We start from the raw sequence: 13,665 nt of genomic DNA on the forward strand, positions 1-13,665 counted from the left end.
GGTGACTTCTCGCCCGGCGCCGCCGCACGGATCAGCGCTGAGAGTGCCCTCAGGGTCTCTCAGGCGTGCCGCGCCGGGGTGATCACGGCCGTGCGCTAGCGGACGGCACAGCTCGGACCCAGACTCGCCAAGTGCAGCCCTTCTGCGACGAGATCGACAGTGGTCTCGGTTCTCGCCGAAATGATCTCGCTCCGGCGCCGAAGCTCGGCGGCGTAGTCGCCGGACTGGTAGAGCGCTGGATCTGGCCTCGAACACATGAGGGTGTCGTCAGGGCCCATCCAGAAGAGGGCATCGGCCTGGTCCTCAATGGTCGAGTTCGGATCCAAAGCGCGGTCCGGCATCGGCTGGGGTCCCAACCACGTGCCCGCGAGAGTCGTCAACGACGGCGTCGGCCAAGAGGCCAAGGTTTGCTCCACCCTCCCCGGGACGCCTTCCGGCAACGACGCGATGGCCGAGTTGACGGTCGAGAACGGGAGCACGACGTAGAGCGACCCCGGATGCTTCTCGGCGAGAATAGTGCCGGCGCTCGGTTGATCAGGATTGTCCGGCGGGATCAGTCCTCCAGGAGTCGTGTGAACTCCACGCCGTAGATGGCCGCCGCCGATGAAGAGGAGAGCGCGGCGCCGTTTTGCCAGCACCTCCCGTTCGACGACATCGGCATAGAACGTTTCTCGCTTGTCTTCCGTGGGCAACTTGCCCGCGTCCGCGGCGCTTTGGATTTGGGACCAGTCGATGGCGGGGTCGCCGAGAACCACTCGGATACGCTTCTTGCACGGTAGCGATTCGTTGACCGAACGGACCGTTCGATAGAACTGCTCGTACACGGGGCAGTCCCAGTAGACACGGCCGCCGATCGTAGTACGCCACATGTTCGAGAGCTCGGCATCGTCAACGGACTCGAGATCCAGGAAGAAGCGGTCGGAGAGGTTCTGGTAGAAGGCGTTTCCGCACTCGACGACGATGTCGTCGACCTTGGACTGCAGCGCCGGCATCCGGACCAGCGACCGTAGGAACGCGTGGAACAGTTCGTGCATATGTGGGTCCCCGAGGCCCACGAGCGGGTGCCGGTCAAGGGCGTTCAGCACACCCTGGAAGGCGTCGACCCGTACGAGTTCGCCGTTCTCGGCGCTGCTGTCCGCGCGCGTTCCGTACCCGCCCTTGTTGTTACCGCGGTCAACAATGTTGCCGAAGGCGGATGCGCTCGCGGCAAAGGCGGAGAGTTTCAGGAAGTTTTTGCGGGTAATGCTCATGACTCGCGCCCTCTCTTGCCATTTCATTGGTGGCGGTGAAACAAGGTACCAGCCGGCCGATTACACCTGTCTTACACGCGATGTAATGCCGATGTCATCTCGTCCCGAATGTGGTCGCGGCTGCGGGAAACACATGAACGTCGAGGTCATTCGGCCCGGCGCTTACGAGGATTCGTCCACACGCCGGTGTGAATATCACACTGATCTAACGCCCGGCAGCGGACGATGCCGCCATGCGAGTACTGGTTGTCGAGGACCACGCGAAACTGGCCGGACGGATCGCCGAAGGGCTCCGCGATGCCGGGATGGCGGTGGACGTCGCGCTCGACGGCGCGGCGGCGTTGGCCGAGGCCGGCCGCACCGCGTACGACGTGATGGTGCTGGACCGGGATCTGCCCGCGGTACATGGGGACCAGGTGTGCCGCTCAATGGTCGGCAGCGCGAACGGGCCCCGGATTCTCATGCTGGCAGCCGCTGCCCGCGTCGACGACCGCGTCGACGGTCTGGAACTGGGTGCCGACGACTACCTCGGCAAGCCGTTCGCATTCCCCGAACTGGTGGCGCGGGTACGCGCGCTGGGCCGGCGCGGCGCGTCCGCACCACCGATTGTGCGTCGCGGCGACCTCACCGTCGACCGTGCCCGGCACCGCGCCAGCCGTGGCGGGCGCCCGCTGTCCCTGACGCGCAAAGAGTTCGGAGTACTGGAAACGCTCGCGGCCGCCGACGGCGCCGTGGTCAGTGCCGAAGAGTTGCTCGAACACGTCTGGGACGCCCATGCCGACCCGTTCAGCAACATCGTCGCGGTCACGATGACGAGGCTGCGGCGCAAGCTCGGTCCGCCACCGCTGATCGAGACCGTCGTGGGCAAGGGATACCGGATGTGACGAAACCGGAGCCGCCCATCCGGGTACGCCTGACGTTGCTGTATACCTGCCTCTTCGCCGTCGGCGGGGCCATCCTTGTGGTCATCACCTATGTCCTCGTCGCCGCCCTGCCCACAGCGGAATCCTCGACGATCCAACTGCCGGACGGCGGAGTGAGCAGGTCATGGCTTCGGATGCCGGACCGGCAGGCTTTCGAGCCAATCTGCCGTCAGGCTCTCGCCACCAAGGACGCCGACCTCAACCTGCGTGACAAGTGCGCGTCGGCTTACCAGATCTGGGGCGCGCAGGACCAGCACGACGCGACACTTTCCCACCTCGTGCAGTACTCGGCGACCGCGCTGGCCGCGGTGGTGGCCCTCGCGGCCTCGGCCGGCTGGGTCGCCGCCGGACGGGTGTTGCGACCTGTGCACCAGATCGCCGCGGCCGCCCGCACAGCCGCCGAACACATCGCCAACGCCAGCCACGAACTGCGCACCCCACTCAGTCTCATGCGGACCACCGTGGACGTCGTACTCGCCAAGCCGGCACCCACCTCCACCGAACTGCGCGCCATGGCCCACGACGTTCGCGACGCCGTCGACAACGCCGAAGCACTCGTCGAAGCCCTTCTCACGCTGGCCCGCAACGAGCGCGGGCTGACCGTTCACGAGGACGTCGACCTGGCCACTGTCGCCGAGGACGTCCTGGACTCCGTAGATCTACTCGACCGGCAGCCGCACACCTCGCTGCAGCCCGCCATCACCTCAGGCGATCCGCTCCTCCTGGAACGCCTCGTCGCGAACCTCGTCGACAACGCCGTGCGCTACAACCATTCCGGCGGCGACGTCTGGGTCACCACGTGCACGGTGAAGGGACGACCCACCGTTGTCGTGGCCAACACCGGCCCAGTCATCGCGCCCGACGCCGTCGACGACTTGTTCCAACCGTTCCATCGGCTGAACGACCGCACCACCAATGACGGCTTCGGACTGGGACTGGCCATCGTCGCGTCGATCGCCGCGATGCACCACGGCGCCGTCCGCGCCTATCCCAGGCCGGAAGGAGGCATTCACGTCGTGTTGACCCTGCCGTGAGCAGGCCGCATCTCGCTCATGACTCCACGGTGAGAGGCGTCGCGATGGCCTCCAGGCCCTTGCGCTCGGCCTTGACCCCGAACAGCAGCTCCACCAGCCCCGCCGCGATCATCACGATGGCGCCGATGGAGAAGGCGAGCGCCGTGTCCCCGGGCACCCCGGTCTCCACCAGCGAGGCGAAGACGAGCGGCCCGGCGATACCGCCGGCGGCCGTGCCGATCGCGAAGAAGAACGCGATGGCGAGGGCCCTGGTCTCCATGGGGAAGATCTCGCTGACGGTCAGGTACGCCGAACTGGCCCCCGCCGAGGCCACGAAGAGCACCACGGACCAGCACGCGGTCAGCGTGACGGCGGTCAGCACGCCCTGGTTGAACAGCCAGGCGGTGCCCAGCAGGAGCACCCCGGACCCGATGTACGTGGCCGAGATCATCGGGATCCTGCCCACGGTGTCGAAGAGGTGGCCGAGCAGCAGCGGGCCGAGGAAGTTCCCGACCGCGATCACGGCGAAGTAGTAGCCCGTGTGCGTGTCGATCTTGTAGAAGGTGGACAGGATCTGCGCGTAGCCGAAGGTGATCGCGTTGTAGAGGAACGCCTGCCCGATGAAGAGTGACAGGCCCAGGATCGTACGTGTGGGGTAGAGCGCGACCATGGTGTGCGCGATCCGGACGAATCCGATGGACTTGCGCTGGCGCACGGTGATCGACTCCGACGGCTCCGGCAGGTCGACGCCGATCTGCCGCTCGATGTCGCCGACGATCTCCTCGGCCTCCTTCTCCTTGCCGTGGATGAACAGCCAGCGCGGGCTCTCCGGTACGTTCCGCCGTACCAGCAGGATCGCCAGGCCCAGCACCACGCCCAGGCCGAACGCGACACGCCAGCCGATGTTCACCGGCAGGTCGTTCAGCAGCGGCACGGTCAGCAGCGCGCCGCCGGCGGCGCCGAGCCAGTAGCTGCCGTTGATGATGATGTCGATGCGCCCCCGGTGGTGGCTCGGGATGAGCTCGTCGATGGCGGAGTTGATGGCCGCGTACTCGCCGCCGATTCCGAACCCCGTCATGAACCTGAACAGGAAGAACCACCACGCATGAAAGGAGAACGCGGTCATCAGGGTCGCCAGCAGATAGACGACCAGCGTGATGAGGAAGAGCTTCTTCCTGCCGAACCTGTCGGTCAGCCAGCCGAAGAACAGCGCCCCCGCGCAGGCTCCCGCGACATAGAGCGCGGCGGCCAGGCCCGCGACCTGCGCCTGAGTGATGTCCAGGCCGCTTCCCGGCTTGGCGAGCTGCCCGGAGAGGTTGCCGACGATGGTGACCTCGAGCCCGTCGAGTATCCAGACGGTGCCGAGCCCTACGACGATCATCCAGTGCCAGCGGGACCAGGGGAGCCGATCGAGGCGCGCGGGCACTTTGGTGGTGACAGTACCGGTTTCCACGTCGCTCATAAGCTCTTGTGGCTACCCGCGTTCTCGCTAGGTAGGCTTCCTGGCTTCCAGGATGCCGGTGCTGAACCACGGCCCGCCGTACCAGAACCGCCAGCCCGCGTCGCGTCGCCGCACGTCGACCACGCCGAGCGAGCGCAGCGTGTCCTCGTACGCGACCGTGTGCTGGAAGTCGGCGAGCAGCATCAGCCCGCCGGGCCGCAGCACCCGGTGCGCCTCGCGCACGGCCTGCGCGCGCCCCTCGGCGTCGGGGATGTTGTGGACGGCCAGGCTCGACACGATCACGTCGAACGCGCCGTCGCCGAACGGCAGGTCGCGCATGTCGCCGGTCACCAGCTCGACCCGGTCGGAGACGCCCTCGGCCTCGGCGTTCGCCCTGGTCGTCGACTCGTCGTTGCCTGACTGGTCCTTCGAGCGCCACAGGTCGACGCCGGTCGCCGTGCCGTGCTCCAGCCGTTCCGCCGCCATCAGCAGCACCGCCCCACGGCCGCAGCCCAGGTCGAGCAGCCGCTCGTCGCCCTTCAGCAGTTGGAGTTCCCCGGCCCAGACCACGAACTTGCCGCGCCGCGTCGTGTAGAGGTAGCTGGCGGCGCTGGCCAGCGTGTAGAGCCCGCCGAACAGGAACGCGATCCCGGCCGGGGCAATGTCCAGCAGGAAGGAGATCACCGCCAGGGCCAGCAGCCCGATGGCGCCCAAGAACAGACCGGCCAGCGCCCAGGGTGCGTCGAATCCATAACTACCGTGTCGCTTGCGCACATTCACGTTATATCTCAAGGTGGTCTTGACATGGAATTGACCGAACCCTTCTCTTTCCTACCGTCTATCCCGCACAGCTCATTACTACGGTGACGTGGATGAGCACACGATGGGGGTTTGACCAGGCATGACAGTGAACCGGCGGGGATTCGGCCTAGGCGCGAGCATGGCACTCACGTTCGCCTCGGCTCTGCTGTGGGGTGTAGCGCATCTCGCGGCCGAACGCCGCAAGACTGGCCTGGCGCTCATGTTCGGGCATGTCGCGATGCTCGCCGGCGTCCTCGCCCTGTTCACCGCGTACAGCGCCAACCTGCTGTCGCTGGCGGTGCAGCCCCGCTGGCTCGTCTGGCTCACCGTGGCGCTGGTCGTGATCGCGCTCGCCTGGACCGGCGTGATCGTCTGGTCTTTCGTCCTGGTACGTCCGCCGAGCGCGGACACCGTGGGCCGCTTCCTGACCACGACGCTGACCGTCGCCCTGTGCGCGCTGGTCCTGACCCCGACCGTGTACGCCGCCAGGCTCGCGTACCTGTCACGAGACGTCGTGAACACCCTGTTCTCCACCGCCAGCAGCACGCCCGTCATGGCCCAGGACCCGTGGAACGGCGCCAGCCGGGTCAACTTCCTGCTCCTGGGCGGGGACGCGGCGCCGGGACGGCCCGGTGTGCGTACCGACAGCATGACCGTGGCCAGCGTGGACACTGAGACCGGCGCCACCGTCCTGTTCGGCCTGCCGCGCAACCTCCAGAACGTCCACTTCTCCGACGGCCCGGCCAGGGCGCGCTTCCCCTACGGCTTCACCGGCGACGGCCCCGACACCCCCGGGCTGCTCAACGAGATCTACCAGTTCGCCGAGGACAATCCAGACATGGTGCCGGGCGTGGCGAAGGGCAAGCGCGGCGCGACCCTGCTCAAGCAGACGATCAGCGACATCCTCGGTATCGACGTGAACTACTACGCCCTCGTGGACATGAAGGGGTTCGCGGAGATCATCGACGCCATGGGAGGCGTGAAGGTCACCATCAAGGAGCCCATCGTGTACGGCCGCTGGCGCGAGGGCCTGCTGCCGACCGGCACCCGCAGGCTGTCCGGCCAGGAGGCCCTCTGGTACGGCCGCTCGCGTACCGACAGCGACGACTACGTCCGCATGGGACGCCAGAAGTGCCTGCTCAACGCGGTCGCCAAGCAGGCCGACGCGCTGACCGTGCTCAACAGCTTCGAGCGGCTGGCCGCGGCCACCAAGCGGGCCATCTCGACCGACCTCCCGCAGGAGCTGCTGCCGGCCGTCGTGGACCTGTCGCAGAAGGTCAAGGACACGAAGATCCGCAGCCTCAGCTTCGTGCCGCCGCTGATCAACACGGTGTACCCCGACTGGTCCCTGATCCGGCACAAGGTCGCCGAGGCCCTGAAGGCGCGCCCCTCGCCCAGGACCGACGCCAGCCCGGCGCCGGACCTGGACCGCCCGGTCAACCTCGACGCGACCTGCGCCTAGACGGTCTCATCGAGGTGGTCCGCGTAGTACTCGACGGCCCGCCGGTAACCGCCGACGTGGCCCGACTCGGCCACCACCTTGAGCAGCGTCGAGACCGCCTCCTGAGAACGGCCGAGGTTGTACAGCGTCATCGCCATGAACGTGCGCAGCCCGGCGTCACCGGGGTACTCCCCCAGCGCCCTGACGAACGTCTCCAACGCCTCGTCATACCGCCCGAGCACGCGCAACGTGCTCCCGAGCCCGGTGTAGGCCCCCAGCCGATCGCCCAGCTCCTTGTCCGCCAGGGCCCTCTCGTAGTACGGCACCGCCTCGGCCTCGAGGCCGAGCGTGTCGTGCACCCAGGCCGTCTGGTAGGCCACCTCGGCGTCGTCAGGATGCCGGCGCGCCAGCCCGGCCAGCAGCTCCCTGGCCTCCTCCGCCCTGCCCTCCTCCCGGAGGCGCACGCCCCGGGCCAATTCGTCGTCGCGCATGCACACAGTGTGGCATGATGTTGCTCGACCCGAAACGGAAACGATTTTCATGCTCATATGGAGGGGCCGTGAGAGTGGCGTTCGTCGGAAAGGGTGGCAGCGGCAAGACGACGATGTCCGCGCTGTTCGCCCGGCACGTGGCGAGGCAGGGCGGGCCGGTGGTGGCCATCGACGCCGACATCAACCAGCACCTGGCCATGGTGCTCGGCCTCGACCGGCAGCCCGAGCCGCTCGGGGCCCGTCTCACCGAGATCAAGGAGCGGCTGCGCGGCGACAACCCGCGCATCCCCTCCGCCGACGCCATGATCAAGACGACCCCGCCCGGTCGCGGCTCCCGGCTGCTGAGCTTCGACGACCTGGCCGCCGACCCGTACGCGCTGACCACCCCCGAAGGCCTGCGCCTGCTGGCGACCGGGCCGTTCAGCGAGGACGACCTGGGCGTGGCCTGCTACCACTCGAAGGTGGGCGCGGTGGAGCTGCTGCTCAACCACCTGGTCGACGGTCCCGGCGAGTACGTCGTGGTCGACATGACCGCGGGGGCCGACTCCTTCGCCTCCGGGCTCTTCACCCGGTTCGACCTGACGTTCCTCGTCGCCGAGCCGACCAGGCAGGGCGTGAGCGTCTACCGGCAGTACCGCGACCACGCCGCCTCGTACGACGTCGCGCTCGCCGTGGTCGGCAACAAGGTCCACAGCCAGTCCGACGTCGACTTCCTGCGCGGGCACGTGGGCGACGACCTGCTCACCTGGATGGAGCACTCGGCCGCCGTGCGCGCCATGGAGCAGGGCCGCCACTTCACCCTTGACGACCTGGAGCCGGTCAACGCCGACGCGCTGGCCGTCCTGCACAAGGCCCTCGATCAGCAGGAGAAGGACTGGGAGCGCTTCGGGCGGCAGACCGTGGAGTTCCACCTGCGCAACGCCCGCGCGTGGGGCAACGAGCGGACCGGCTCCGACCTGGCCGCACAGATAGACCCGGATTTCGTGTACGGCCCCTGAGTGCTTACCTCAACCCATCTGGAGCAAGAACGAATCCCCGCATAGCGTCAAATTTGATCCCTTTCGAGAGGAGACAGCATGTCGCTGACCGTTCCGAACGAACTGCTCGACCAGGCCAGAGCCGGTGACGTGGACGACGCGGCGTTTCTCGCGTGTGTCCGCGACTCGCTCCCGTACGCGTGGTCGCTGATCAACGAGCTGGTCGAGCAGCGCGAGCAGACGGGAGCCGAGTTCGCCGACAACCAGGTGCCACCGCCGTCAGAGGAGGCCCGCGGCCAGCTTCTGCGCTGCCTGGCCAGCGACGCGATGCGCGGCGCGCTGGAGCGCCACTTCGGGGTACGCCTGGCGTTCCAGAACTGCCACCGGGTCGCCGTCTTCGACCCGACGGCGACGAAGGCCCTGCGCGACTTCGTCACCCCGAGGGCTCAGATCCTCAACCAGAAGCCGGAGCTGGTGGACTGCTGAACCCGCCGCGTCGGTGACCCTGCCCGGGTCACCGGCGCAGCATGGGCAGCACCTCGGCACCGAACCGCCGCACGTTCTCCAGTGTCCGCCGATGCTCCCCCAACCCCTCGACCAGCAGAACGAACCGCTCGATCCCGGTGTTCTCCGTGGTACGCAGAATCGTCTCGGCACAATGCTCGGCCGACCCGACGGGATGAATTCTGCTCAACAGATCCGCATATGCCGGGACATTTCGTGAAGGTCTGGGCCGGCCGTCCACCGGCACGTATCCGGCCAGTCCCGGCTCCAGCCACCGGGGCAAGGACTCCTTGATCTCCCGTACCGCCTCCGCCGTGGAGTCGGCCACGTAGGCGACCCCGGCGGCGAGGTGATCACGGGCCGTGCCGCCACGGGCCGCGTAGTCGGCGACCAGGGCGGCCTTCTCCGCGTCCCCGATGTGCATCCCCAGCAGCATCGGCAGCCCTCGCTCTGCCGCGATCCCCACGGTCGCCTCGGAGGTGCACGCGACCACGGGCCGCATCCGCGCGCCGGGCACCATCTGGACCTCCCTGAAGCGGAAGAACTCCCCGTCAGCGGCGACGGGTTCCCCCGAGAGCGCGCCGAGCAGCAGGTCGAGCGACTCCCCGAACCCCCGCTCGAACCGCTCCAGACCCGTCCCGAACACCTCCAGGTCCACCCACGGCCCGCCCCTGCCGACCCCCAGCGTGAACCGCCCGCCGGACAGGTGATGCAGCATGGCCGCCTGCTCGGCCAGCGCCACGGGATGCTGGGTGGACAGCACGCTGACGGCCGTGCCGAGCCCGATCCGCGAGGTCCTGCCGAGCGCGACCGCCGCCAGGGTGGTGGCGGAGGGGCAGACGCCGTAGGACATGAAGTGGTGCTCGGCGATCCACGCGTCGTCGAACCCCGCCTCTTCCGCCGCCACAACCAGTTCGACGGCGTTCGCCAGCACGTGCCCGGCTTCCTGGCCGGGAAATCGCGCCGCGACGACAAAGACCCCGATCCGCATGTCAGCCGAAAAGCGCTTCCTGGCCCTCGCCCACCAGCGGGTCCCGATGGTGCTTGAGGTGCCGCCACTGCGGAAGATCGTCCAGGTAGGACCACGAGAGCCGATGATGGGGCGTCGGCCCCAGCCGGGCGAGGGCCTCCTGGTGCAGGGGTGACGGGTAGCCGGCGTTCTCGGCGAAGCCGTACTCCTCGCAGCCGATCGTCCCCATGTACGTGTCGCGCCGGACCTTCGCCAGGACGGACGCGGCCGCGACCGAGACGCTCGCGGCGTCCCCCTTGACCTCCAGGCGCACCAGCCAGGGCGGGCCGATGTAGTCGTGCTTGCCGTCGAGGATCACCGCGTCCGGGCGCACCGGCAGCGCTTCCAGAGCCCTGCGGGCCGCTCTGCGCAGGGCCTCGGTCATGCCCAGCGCGTCGACCTCCGTGTGGGTGGCCTCGCCATAGCCGACGCCGATCGCCCAGGCGGCCAGCTCATCGGCGAGCGGGACGCGCCTGGCGGCCGAGAGCTGCTTGGAGTCCGTCAGGCCGGCCGGCGGTTCGGACAGGTCGGTGACGACCGCGCACACCGTGACGGGCCCCGCCCAGGCGCCGCGGCCCACCTCGTCGATGCCCGCGACCGTCCGGGTGCTCGGCTGGGAGAGCAGGAGGTGCTCGATGTCGTACGTCGGCGCCATAACGGCAAACGCTACCCGTCCAGGGGGTCTTCCGGTGGGCGCCTGTCCGCGGCGCGTACCGGATCCAGATCGGCGGCGATGTAGCGGGCGGCCACGTGGATGGCGCGGAGTGTCACCGACACCGACGGCCGATGGACGCTGGAGCCGCGGGCGACGGCGTGCACGTCACGACCCACCGGGTTGCCGGGGAACTGACGTACGGCCAGCCCCCGCACCCCGGCCGCCAGCGCCAGAGCGGGCACGGCCGCGATGCCGATCCCCTTGGCCACGAGCGAGAGGATCGTCCCCAGGCCCTCGAACTCCCACGGCGTGCGCCGGGCGCCGCCCACGTCCACGAAGAGCCGGTCCACCGCCAGCCGGGACTGCTCCCCGTCGGGCGTCGCCATCCACGGCTCGTCCCGCAGCTCGCGCAGGTCCAGCGGCACGTCGGGGTCCGCGAGGCGGTGCTTGCGCGGCACCACCAGCACCAGCGGGTCATGCAGGAGGGGGAACACCCGCAGGCTCTCGCTGTCGCGCACCCGCCCGTACCAGTCGTCCACCAGCGCGATGTCCACCTCCCCCGACTGCACCTCCCGCAGGCCCCGCCCCGACCTGCTCTGCCCCAGCCGGAGCGTCAGCTCCGTGTGGCGGCGCAGCGAGCGCGCCAGCGCCGGCGCGAACGCCACCGCCGCCGTCGGGAAGGCGGTGACCATGACCCGCCCCGCGGGCGTACCCGCGTGTGCGGACAAGTCCGACTCGGCCTCCTCGACCATCGACAGAATGCGCTCCGCGTGCGCCACCAGCCGCCGCCCCGCGTCGGTGAGCTCGGCACTGCGCGCGGTCCTGTCGATGAGGGCCGTACCGGTCTCGCGTTCGAGCGCGACGAGTTGCTGCGAAACGGCCGACGGACTGTACCCGAGAGAGGAAGCGGCCGCAGCGATACTGCCACGACGAGCGAACTCGCAGATCAGGACCAAACGCCGCAATTCAAGCATCAGTCTTCCTTATGCCTACCCACAAAAAGCCTCGCTTGTGCTGATGCCTTCATCAAACCACCCTGGGAACGTGACAAACATGACCGTTACCCTCTCTGCCACCTTGGCGGCAAACGAAGACATCGACCGAAGACGGCGCGCCGGGGAACGCGTGCTGCACCTGGCCTTCGGTGAGGCAGGGCTGCCCGTCCACCCGGCGCTGCGCGACAGGCTGGCCGCCGCATCAGAACGCAACGGCTACGGGCCGGTGGCGGGGGCGTCCGAGCTCAGGACGGCGGCGGCGGGCTACTGGACACGACGGGGGCTCAACACCGACCCCGAACTGGTCGTCTGCGGGCCCGGCAGCAAGTCGCTGCTGTACGGCCTGCTCCTGGCGATCGGCGGGGACATCGTCCTGCCCATGCCCAGCTGGGTCAGCTACGCCGCACAGGCCGATCTGGTCGGCTCCCGTCCCATCCTGGTGCCCGCACCGCCAGGAGAGGGCGGAGCGCCCGACCCCGACCTCGTGGCCGCCGCGGTGCGCCGCGCCAGGGCACAGGGCAGGACCGTCAACTCGCTGCTGGTGACGCTGCCGGACAACCCGACGGGCCGCCTGGCCGGGCCGGAGACCATCGGCCGCCTGGTGGAGATCGCCCGCGAGCTCGATCTGTTGATCATCTCGGACGAGATCTACCGCGACATCATCCACGACCCGGACGTGCCGTACACCTCGCCCGCCGATCTCGCGCCGGAGCGCACGATCATCACCACCGGGCTGAGCAAGAGCCTCGCGCTGGGCGGCTGGCGGATCGGCGTGGCCAGGCTGCCCGCGGGCGCCCACGCGCTGCACAGGAGCCTGCTCGCGGTGGCCAGCGAGATCTGGTCCGCGCCCGCGGCTCCCGTGCAGGAGGCCGCGGCGTACGCCTTCGGCGAGCCGTCCGAGCTGAGCGAGCGCATCGAGCGCAGCCGCAGGCTGCACGGCGCGGTCGCGAGGGCCGTACACGAGAGGTTCGCCGAGATCGGGGCCGCCGCACCCCCGCCTCAAGGTGGCTTCTATCTCTACCCCGACCTGAGCCATCTGCGACTCGGCGGCTCCGCCGAGATCACCAAGATCCTGCTGGAGGAACACGGCATCGGCGTCCTGCCGGGACACGCGTTCGGCGACGACCCCGCGGCGGCCAGGGTGCGGGTCGCGGTGAGCCTGCTTTACGGCGACACCGCCGAAGAGCGACTGACCGCCCTGAACAGCGCAGATCCGCTCCAACTTCCCTGGATCTCCGCCAATTTGGACTTTCTGTCGAGGGGCTTGAAAGAGCTCGCAGTAGTACGGCACGGCGTGGTGCGTGAACGGCAGCCCGCGTTCGTACCGACGCCATGTCACAGTTAGGCGAATCTTTCCCCAAGAGCCGGTTTGCCGTCCCCCAAAAGGGGCCTCTGACCTGCGGAAACACCCCATCTGCAGAAACCTGCAAAAGATCTTCCTTTGGGCATGGTTACGTGCACGTCTCCTTCCCCTCATCATGTGCACATGCCCGCTCTTGTCACCTTGTCCGGGCGCTCCGTGCGCCTGGAACCTCTCAGCCTCGCGGTGATCGACGATCTCGTCGCCGCGGCGAGTGAAGACCGTTCTACTTACGCCTTCACTCGCGTCCCGGATGGCCGGGACGAGATGGTCTCCTATGTGGAGGCCGCCATGGCTGAGCAGGCGGAGGGCCGCACTTTGCCCTTCGCCATCCGGTGGCTGAACACCGACCGCGTGGTCGGTGCCACCCGTCTCATGCACCTGGAGTACTGGCAGGGCCCCATGCCCTGGCCACCGGGTACACGCGGTGCGGTGGGCGAGATTCCGTCCGTGGCCGACATCGGTTACACCTGGCTGGGCGCCGGCGCCCAGGGCACGGGTGTCAACCGTGAGAGCAAGTTCCTGATGCTCTCGCACGCCTTCGAGACGTGGAACGTCCACCGCATCACCCTGAAGGCAGACGTACGCAACACCAGGTCCCGGGCCGCCATCGAGGCCCTCGGCGCACACTTCGACGGGGTGCGACGAGCGGATAGCCGAGGCGCCGACAACACGGTCCGAGATACCGCGTTCTACTCGATCCTGAACTCCGAATGGCCGCTCGTACGCGAGCGACTGGCCATGCGGCTCGGACTGGTCGAGGCAGCCTGAGAACCCGTCCACCACGGCCCCGCCCCAGAAACTT

The 13,665-nt window shown here is 68.5% G+C and carries 14 protein-coding genes; 7 read left to right on the plus strand and 7 right to left on the minus strand.

Annotated features, from left to right (window positions below):
- Window positions 1–95: 95 nt before the first annotated feature.
- Window positions 96–1,250: a hypothetical protein gene (locus ACQPWU_RS59540; RefSeq protein WP_433435895.1), complete on the minus strand. Its 1,155-nt coding sequence runs from the start codon at window positions 1,248–1,250 to the stop codon at window positions 96–98.
- A gap of 233 nt (window positions 1,251–1,483) precedes the next feature.
- On the opposite strand from ACQPWU_RS59540, the gene ACQPWU_RS59545 reads away from it, so the two are divergent.
- Both ACQPWU_RS59545 and ACQPWU_RS59550 read left to right on the plus strand, forming a co-directional pair.
- Entirely contained in the window at window positions 1,484–2,134 is a 651-nt protein-coding gene (locus ACQPWU_RS59545) for a response regulator transcription factor (protein ID WP_433435896.1), read from the plus strand.
- Window positions 2,131–3,207, plus strand: a complete 1,077-nt coding sequence (locus ACQPWU_RS59550; RefSeq protein WP_433435897.1) for a sensor histidine kinase — start codon at window positions 2,131–2,133, stop codon at window positions 3,205–3,207. The genes ACQPWU_RS59545 and ACQPWU_RS59550 overlap by 4 nt, the downstream gene beginning before the upstream one ends.
- Before the next feature lie 16 nt (window positions 3,208–3,223).
- Here the strand turns inward: ACQPWU_RS59550 and ACQPWU_RS59555 are convergent, their stop codons facing one another.
- Window positions 3,224–4,648, minus strand: a complete 1,425-nt coding sequence (locus ACQPWU_RS59555) for an MFS transporter (RefSeq protein ID WP_433435898.1) — start codon at window positions 4,646–4,648, stop codon at window positions 3,224–3,226.
- A 27-nt stretch (window positions 4,649–4,675) separates the two neighbouring features.
- The gene (locus ACQPWU_RS59560) at window positions 4,676–5,341 is read right to left on the minus strand and encodes a class I SAM-dependent methyltransferase (protein WP_433435899.1); all 666 of its coding nucleotides are present in this window, start codon (window positions 5,339–5,341) and stop codon (window positions 4,676–4,678) included.
- A 226-nt stretch (window positions 5,342–5,567) separates the two neighbouring features.
- Here ACQPWU_RS59560 and ACQPWU_RS59565 point away from each other — a divergent pair, with 226 nt between their 5' ends.
- Window positions 5,568–6,890, plus strand: coding sequence for an LCP family protein (locus tag ACQPWU_RS59565; RefSeq protein WP_433435900.1), 1,323 nt, complete (start codon window positions 5,568–5,570; stop codon window positions 6,888–6,890).
- On the opposite strand, the gene ACQPWU_RS59570 is transcribed toward ACQPWU_RS59565, so the two are convergent.
- Window positions 6,887–7,360, minus strand: coding sequence for a tetratricopeptide repeat protein (locus tag ACQPWU_RS59570; protein ID WP_433435901.1), 474 nt, complete (start codon window positions 7,358–7,360; stop codon window positions 6,887–6,889). The genes ACQPWU_RS59565 and ACQPWU_RS59570 overlap by 4 nt on opposite strands.
- 68 nt (window positions 7,361–7,428) lie before the next feature.
- Between ACQPWU_RS59570 and ACQPWU_RS59575 the strand changes: the two genes are divergently transcribed.
- Together ACQPWU_RS59575 and ACQPWU_RS59580 are read left to right on the plus strand one after the other, a co-directional pair.
- Window positions 7,429–8,358 (plus strand): ATP-binding protein, encoded by a 930-nt coding sequence (locus ACQPWU_RS59575; protein WP_433435902.1) that lies wholly within the window; start codon window positions 7,429–7,431, stop codon window positions 8,356–8,358.
- A 78-nt stretch (window positions 8,359–8,436) separates the two neighbouring features.
- On the plus strand, window positions 8,437–8,823 hold the full coding sequence (locus ACQPWU_RS59580) for an SCO5389 family protein (RefSeq protein ID WP_433435903.1): 387 nt from the start codon (window positions 8,437–8,439) through the stop codon (window positions 8,821–8,823).
- Window positions 8,824–8,851: 28 nt separating this feature from the next.
- On the opposite strand, the gene ACQPWU_RS59585 is transcribed toward ACQPWU_RS59580, so the two are convergent.
- The 3 genes from ACQPWU_RS59585 to ACQPWU_RS59595 are packed head-to-tail and all read right to left on the minus strand — an operon-like array spanning window position 8,852 to window position 11,479.
- Window positions 8,852–9,832, minus strand: a complete 981-nt coding sequence (locus tag ACQPWU_RS59585; RefSeq protein ID WP_433435904.1) for an LLM class flavin-dependent oxidoreductase — start codon at window positions 9,830–9,832, stop codon at window positions 8,852–8,854.
- A gap of 1 nt (window position 9,833) precedes the next feature.
- On the minus strand, window positions 9,834–10,505 hold the full coding sequence (locus tag ACQPWU_RS59590; RefSeq protein WP_433435905.1) for a ribonuclease HII: 672 nt from the start codon (window positions 10,503–10,505) through the stop codon (window positions 9,834–9,836).
- Window positions 10,506–10,516: 11 nt separating this feature from the next.
- On the minus strand, window positions 10,517–11,479 hold the full coding sequence (locus tag ACQPWU_RS59595) for a LysR family transcriptional regulator (RefSeq protein WP_433435907.1): 963 nt from the start codon (window positions 11,477–11,479) through the stop codon (window positions 10,517–10,519).
- Window positions 11,480–11,558: 79 nt separating this feature from the next.
- On the opposite strand from ACQPWU_RS59595, the gene ACQPWU_RS59600 reads away from it, so the two are divergent.
- Window positions 11,559–12,845 (plus strand): pyridoxal phosphate-dependent aminotransferase, encoded by a 1,287-nt coding sequence (locus ACQPWU_RS59600; RefSeq protein ID WP_433435908.1) that lies wholly within the window; start codon window positions 11,559–11,561, stop codon window positions 12,843–12,845.
- Between the two features lie 141 nt (window positions 12,846–12,986).
- Window positions 12,987–13,631 (plus strand): GNAT family N-acetyltransferase, encoded by a 645-nt coding sequence (locus ACQPWU_RS59605; protein WP_433435909.1) that lies wholly within the window; start codon window positions 12,987–12,989, stop codon window positions 13,629–13,631.
- Window positions 13,632–13,665: the final 34 nt, after the last annotated feature.

Source organism: Nonomuraea sp. CA-141351 (genome assembly GCF_050944675.1).
Classification (GTDB): domain Bacteria; phylum Actinomycetota; class Actinomycetes; order Streptosporangiales; family Streptosporangiaceae; genus Nonomuraea.